7 protein-coding genes are annotated in these 5,407 nt (G+C 48.6%); all 7 read left to right on the forward strand.

Annotation, left to right across the window (positions count from 1 at the left end; genetic code table 11):
* Positions 1-369, forward strand: a 369-nt coding sequence (locus tag VE954_RS21625; protein WP_324956649.1) for a carboxymuconolactone decarboxylase family protein, incomplete at its 5' end; no start/stop codon positions are given.
* A 70-nt stretch (positions 370-439) separates the two neighbouring features.
* Positions 440-1,156, forward strand: coding sequence for a hypothetical protein (locus VE954_RS21630; protein WP_324956651.1), 717 nt, complete (start codon positions 440-442; stop codon positions 1,154-1,156).
* Between the two features lie 96 nt (positions 1,157-1,252).
* Positions 1,253-1,822, forward strand: a complete 570-nt coding sequence (locus VE954_RS21635) for a TlpA disulfide reductase family protein (RefSeq protein WP_324956653.1) — start codon at positions 1,253-1,255, stop codon at positions 1,820-1,822.
* A 51-nt stretch (positions 1,823-1,873) separates the two neighbouring features.
* A complete protein-coding gene (locus VE954_RS21640; RefSeq protein WP_324956655.1) occupies positions 1,874-2,416 on the forward strand; it encodes a MarR family winged helix-turn-helix transcriptional regulator in 543 nt (180 codons plus the stop codon).
* A 92-nt stretch (positions 2,417-2,508) separates the two neighbouring features.
* The gene (locus VE954_RS21645) at positions 2,509-2,820 is read left to right on the forward strand and encodes a hypothetical protein (RefSeq protein ID WP_324956657.1); all 312 of its coding nucleotides are present in this window, start codon (positions 2,509-2,511) and stop codon (positions 2,818-2,820) included.
* 388 nt (positions 2,821-3,208) lie between these two features.
* The gene (locus tag VE954_RS21650; protein ID WP_324956659.1) at positions 3,209-4,666 is read left to right on the forward strand and encodes an erythromycin esterase family protein; all 1,458 of its coding nucleotides are present in this window, start codon (positions 3,209-3,211) and stop codon (positions 4,664-4,666) included.
* Positions 4,667-5,157: 491 nt separating this feature from the next.
* Positions 5,158-5,407 (forward strand): transposase (locus VE954_RS21655; RefSeq protein WP_324956661.1); only part of this gene is annotated, 250 nt, incomplete at its 3' end.

Here is a 5,407-nt window from a genome sequence, read left to right on the forward strand (position 1 = left end):
GCTATTGATGCCAGGCTTGGTGAACAAATCGCTGTTGCTATCGCCAACTTCAATTCCTGTGAATATTGTCTGGCTGCTCACACAGCCCTTGGCCGTAAAGCAGGTGCCAGTGCAAGTGAAATGGAGGCAGCGCAGAGGGGAAGCTCAGAAGATCCGAAAACCGCAGCCATACTCGCTTTTGCCCTTAACATTGTCAAAAATCGTGGACAGGGTGTGGAAGTGGATATCAGCAACCTGCGCCGGCTTCAAGTCAGCGATGAGATCATAGCTGAGGTGCTGGCGCACGTTGCCCTGAACGTCTTCACCAACTATGTGAATTTGGTGTTCGACGTGCCCCTCGATTTTCCCCGCATTAACCTGCGGAAGTGATTGCCTGGATATAAAGAGGCCGGAGTTGACATCCGCTTCCAAACTTTTTAACCACTCTTCCGGAGAAAACATGAAAATCATTCTGATTACAGCAGCTCTGTTTCTGACAACCCTGGCAGAAGGCCATGCCATCAAGGCTCCTAAAGGCAACCAGAAAAAAGCAACGTTTGACATCGTTCAGGCCGAGATCAAACGCCAGAAAGGATTTCTTGAATTCACCATGGAGGTCTCAGGTCGAGCCGGGCAGACACGTCCGACGCCCGGAGGCAAGCTCGCGGGAGCTGAGGTTTTCTCCTATGTCTGGCCCACCAGCCTTGACTCCTCCGTCGTAGGTTTTGATGAGAAACAAGGGATAGTGGCCCTTGCCGTAACTTCGCATCCTGATTTCGACGATACCCCCCTATTTGATGAGAACGGAGACGGACGTTTTGATAACGACGGCAACGTCTGGCACTCCCACTGGGTGGTTTTGGTCCCCGATGATACCTGCGGCAAAGGCCAGTTGAAGGTCAAGGACATACCTGAAGGCGCCAAGCCCCGGCTCCCTCGCACTTGGCCGGGTTTGCCACTTTTCATTGACAGTCCGGGCTTCCAGCCGCTACTGGCAAAAAATACGGTTACGGTTCGAGTTGCCGTTGATGGTCTCGAGGGACTCAAGGATATAAGTTTTGATGGGGTTACGGCTGGCCTGCGTGTGAACAACAGCGTTCATGCTCCACTTCTCTGCGTCGTTGACGTTAAGGATGTTGCATCGGGAAATCTCAGTCTTCCTGGAAAGGTCGAGTAACTTTCCATCGGCTTGATATTTCAATCCATTATAACCGGCCCCTCCAGGGGCCTGGCAAGGTCAGAGACAGAGCGCCCTGACCGGAAAGGGACCTCCATGTCGCTTGCACTTGGCAAAGCCCCCGAGCTTGTCGTCAGTCAATGGTTCAACTCCAAAAAAAATCTAAAATTGGATGACCTGAAAGGTAAAATAACAATCGTCCATGCTTTCCAAATGCTGTGTCCGGGATGCGTAAGCCATGGCTTGCCTCAGGCCACTCGCATGCATGAAAAACTTTCCGTTGACGATTTCAATGTAATAGGTTTGCATACAGTTTTCGAGCATCATGCTGTCATGGGGCCCGAAGCCTTGTCGGCTTTCATTCATGAATATCGACTGACGTTCCCAATTGGGGTGGACGCCGCTGATACGAAGAGTCATGTTCCTCAGACCATGCATGCGTGGGGATTGCAAGGAACGCCAAGCGTTATCGTTTTGGACCGGCACAGCAACATCAGAGCCAAATACTTTGGCCGGGCGGATGATTTCTCACTTGGCCTGCTGCTGGGAAATTTGCTGGCGGAGGCATCAACTGAAATCGCACCTAAGACAGGCCCTATTCAGGGTGGAGCTCAATGCGATGCAGACGGATGCGCAATCAACCATAGCCCAATGAGGACGAGTTGAGCCAGGGGCATTGGCTTGAGAAGGTTTGGATCATTTTTTGGGGCAATGAGTATGAGTCTTCTTCTGGATATTGAAAGACTGTCAGCCTTATACCGTAACCTTTTGCGTAAGATGGCAGCTCGCGAAAGCCTGCAAATGGTTCATATTGAGATTCTGCAATACCTCTCCGTGTGCAACAGGTATTCCGACACGGCTCAGGCGCTGGTCGAATACTTGGGACAAACCAAGGGAAGTATCTCGCAAAGTCTAGGCATCCTGGAAAAAAGGAATCTTATTCTTCGACGCCAGGACGCAAATGATTTTCGAATTTATCATGTGAGCATGTCTGATAAAGGCCTGGAAGTCGTCCGAAGGATACAGGAAAGTATCACCATGGGAGAAGACTCCTCCGTTGAAGTGAAGCAGGCATTGGCGACGGTTTTATACACCCTTCAGAGAAGCAATCATTTGAAATCCTTTGGCATCTGCAAAACGTGCCGCTTTCATAAGCCGCTTGGCAGCGGTAAGTTTCAGTGCGCTCTTACGAAGCAGATTCTCGATGAGGAAGAAGGTGGCAGAATCTGTCGGGAGCATGAGATTCCAAAAGCCTTATGAGGTCGTGCATACTCACGATTGATAAAGTTGACCCATTGATTTTGGCATTTAACATGTGGGATGAAAATTGAGACAATTCAAAGGGAGTTCCTATGCATCAACAACTCGGAATTTTCAGCCTCAGCGGCAATGACCGTCTTCCAGGTCCAGCTTATGACAAGGAACATCCCGATGGTCTGTACCAGCCAGTCAGCTGCGATTTTACGGATGAGCTGGAGAGCGCCGTTGTACTTAAAACCAGACTGAGCCTCACGTTTTATGGACCCCACGGTCTCACGACTATGGATGGCGTCATCATCAGCGATCTCAAGTCTGAAGCGAACGGGGAGTGGCTCATCCTCCCGGATCAGCAACGGGTACGCTTGGATTTCATCCACGAGATCAGAATCCATAGGTCGTTATGAATTCGAAATAAGCTCCCGACGAGGCTTCTCTGAACGTTGCTGTCACCAGCGACAAAATCAGTTTGTGGACTTTATCCTGTCTTCATTGCGGCCCTTCCTGGATGTTCGCCACCAACTTCGACATCTTGCAAGGCCCGCATTGTCCCGCCAATCGGCCTACCAGACCCTACAAGTTGAGATTGAACATAATAAAATGCATAGTGGCAATATAACCTGCTAAAGCAGTATGAGAAACAGACTCAAATAACCATCTGAAATAATTCAGATATAACTCCCCCGAGCAGTAATATTCGATAGTTAACACAATTGACTCTTCGTGAGCAGACAACTACTGTCTTGACACCAGCCGCTCAGGCTTGTTGATAACTTTCAAAGAGGAAAAAGCGGAATGAAGAGAAGTGTACAGTTTTTGTCTTCGCTAATTTTCATCTCATGGAGCTCTTTTCTTCATGCATCGGAACACTCCTGTAAGACGATAAAGCAGCTGCGCAAGGAAAATCTAACCTCTGCTCTTGATGCTAGCGGATTTAGGTTTGAACTTGATCCAGAAAAAGGGAATCAATTCGAAAAACTTCAGGTGGACTTTTCTAAAGTCAAGATTGTAGGGCTCGGCGAAGCTACACATGGCACGTCAGAGTTCTCAATCGTAAGGCACCAAATTTTCCGTTACCTCGTGGAGAGACATGGATTTCGGGTTTTTATTTTGGAAGACGAGTGGCTTGGTGGTCTTCATTTTAACGAAGCCCTCGCAAAAGGGGAAAGCATTGAAAATGCTCTCTCAAAACTGAACAAGAAAGGAACGTTCCTTACCAAGGAAACACTCGAACTTTTTAAATGGATCGAAGCCTTCAATAAGAACCATAAGATAGATCCTATTGTAGTGTACGGAGCCGATGCTCAAGCCGGCAATATCTTGCTTGAAAGCTTTCATTACTTGCGGCAAAAACTACCTGAGCAATCGACTGAGATTGCAAAGATGGAGGGGCTGACCAAGTCTCTCTTTGCACAGTTAGCTGATCCAGCACTTTTGGAAACAGTGAGCATCGACACTGTCAAGGCCTCACTAAAAGCTGCAAGAAAATTTGAAACTGACATTACTAACTCGATTTCCCGGCAAAATAAGCAAGAGGCACGCCTACTGGGGCTTGCCCGATTCCCTTCACAGATCCTGCAGAAAATTTCAGCTGAGCTTGTGGAAGGATTGGCTGCTGCCCAAGGACCTGCTGTGCTTGATGCAATTTTCGCTGACCAGGAACTGGTCTCGCTCTTCGACCCCAGCTGTCTCAAAGGCAGCTTTAGCTGCCGAGACTTCTCGATGGCAAAAAATATCAAGCTGGCGATTGATATCGAAGGTAAAGGCGCCGTATTCTGGGCACATAATGGCCATGTAGGACGCTTCCTATCTCATCCCGATATCATTTGGGCAAACCCGAAGACTGAAGATACTAAGATTGTGGACAACACTGGTGCTTTCCTTAATGAATTCTATGGACAAGGTTATTTTGCGGTGATCACGGACTTCCATAAGGGGAGTTTTCTCGCACGCGACGCCTCCGATGGGCATCTGCGAGCTTGGGAGGTTGAATCCGCAATCGACGGTGTTCCATCTTCCATCCCGAACCTAATCCATGGACTAGGCCATGAAAACTTCGCGATTAACCTTAGAAAGAAAGCAAAGTATCCAGCTGATAAATTATTCAAGGTGCCTCAGGCAATACGTATAGTCGGAGCGACATTTTCCGAGACATCAAACACTCTCGAGGAAAGCTATATGACAGCTATTCTGCCGAAATATGCAGATACGTACATATATTTTGAAAACTCCACCCCACACTCGCCATTGTAAGGTAACCAGGCACGACGCTTCTAGAAGGGCGTCAGTGCCTTGGCAATAACAGCCCAGCAGCGAATCCACCATAGGTACTGGGCCGTCTAAAAGCGGCCTACTAGCCGTACTTGGCTTCGCCAGGATTTGGCAACCACTCTTCAAGTGAATCTCCCTTGAGAAACTTTCTGCGTAGTGACATTGACGCGACTCCGATGTTTTCTTTCACCCAGTCCTGCATCTGCTTCTAGCTGATCCTTTGCTGGTTTTCGCGTATTTCGGATTCGGTTACGTGACCGCATAGTGCAGGGATACAAAGAACCAGATGGTTAAGCTCTGCCTTGGGATTCCTTGCCAGAAAATTCGTAAACGCTCGGTTATTCCGTAAGCGCTCCGGCATGCACCAATTGAAAGCTTTTGGAAAACGGTGAGAATGTCCCTAGCATATCCTTAAGGAATGTCCTCAGGGTTGAGGAGTGACTTAAGGACTCTTTAAGGACACTCCCTTAACTATGAGCAAAACCCAGATCATTACCGGTGTTGAACGTCGTCGGAAATTCACAGACAAAGAAAAAGCTGCCCTGGTGTTGGAAACCATGGAAAGCAGTCTGGCTGCCGTAGGTCGAAAGCACGGCATAGCGCCCAGTGCTCTTTACCGTTGGAAGCAAAAGTTTCCTCCCAAGTCCTTTGCCATGGTCGAAGTTAAGGATAATCCGCCTAAGTCAAGCAAACCCCCGAAGCCGCCACGAGAGATCGATCGCG

It is taken from the genome of Oligoflexus sp. (assembly GCF_035638955.1).
GTDB lineage: Bacteria > Bdellovibrionota_B > Oligoflexia > Oligoflexales > Oligoflexaceae > Oligoflexus.

What these genes read in the sequence shown, in the direction of transcription:
- VE954_RS21630 (WP_324956651.1), top strand. Translation starts at nt 440, where the DNA reads ATGAAAATCATTCTGATTACAGCAGCTCTGTTTCTGACAACCCTGGCA.
- VE954_RS21635 (WP_324956653.1), top strand. Translation starts at nt 1,253, where the DNA reads ATGTCGCTTGCACTTGGCAAAGCCCCCGAGCTTGTCGTCAGTCAATGG.
- VE954_RS21640 (WP_324956655.1), top strand. Translation starts at nt 1,874, where the DNA reads ATGAGTCTTCTTCTGGATATTGAAAGACTGTCAGCCTTATACCGTAAC.
- VE954_RS21645 (WP_324956657.1), top strand. Translation starts at nt 2,509, where the DNA reads ATGCATCAACAACTCGGAATTTTCAGCCTCAGCGGCAATGACCGTCTT.
- VE954_RS21650 (WP_324956659.1), top strand. Translation starts at nt 3,209, where the DNA reads ATGAAGAGAAGTGTACAGTTTTTGTCTTCGCTAATTTTCATCTCATGG.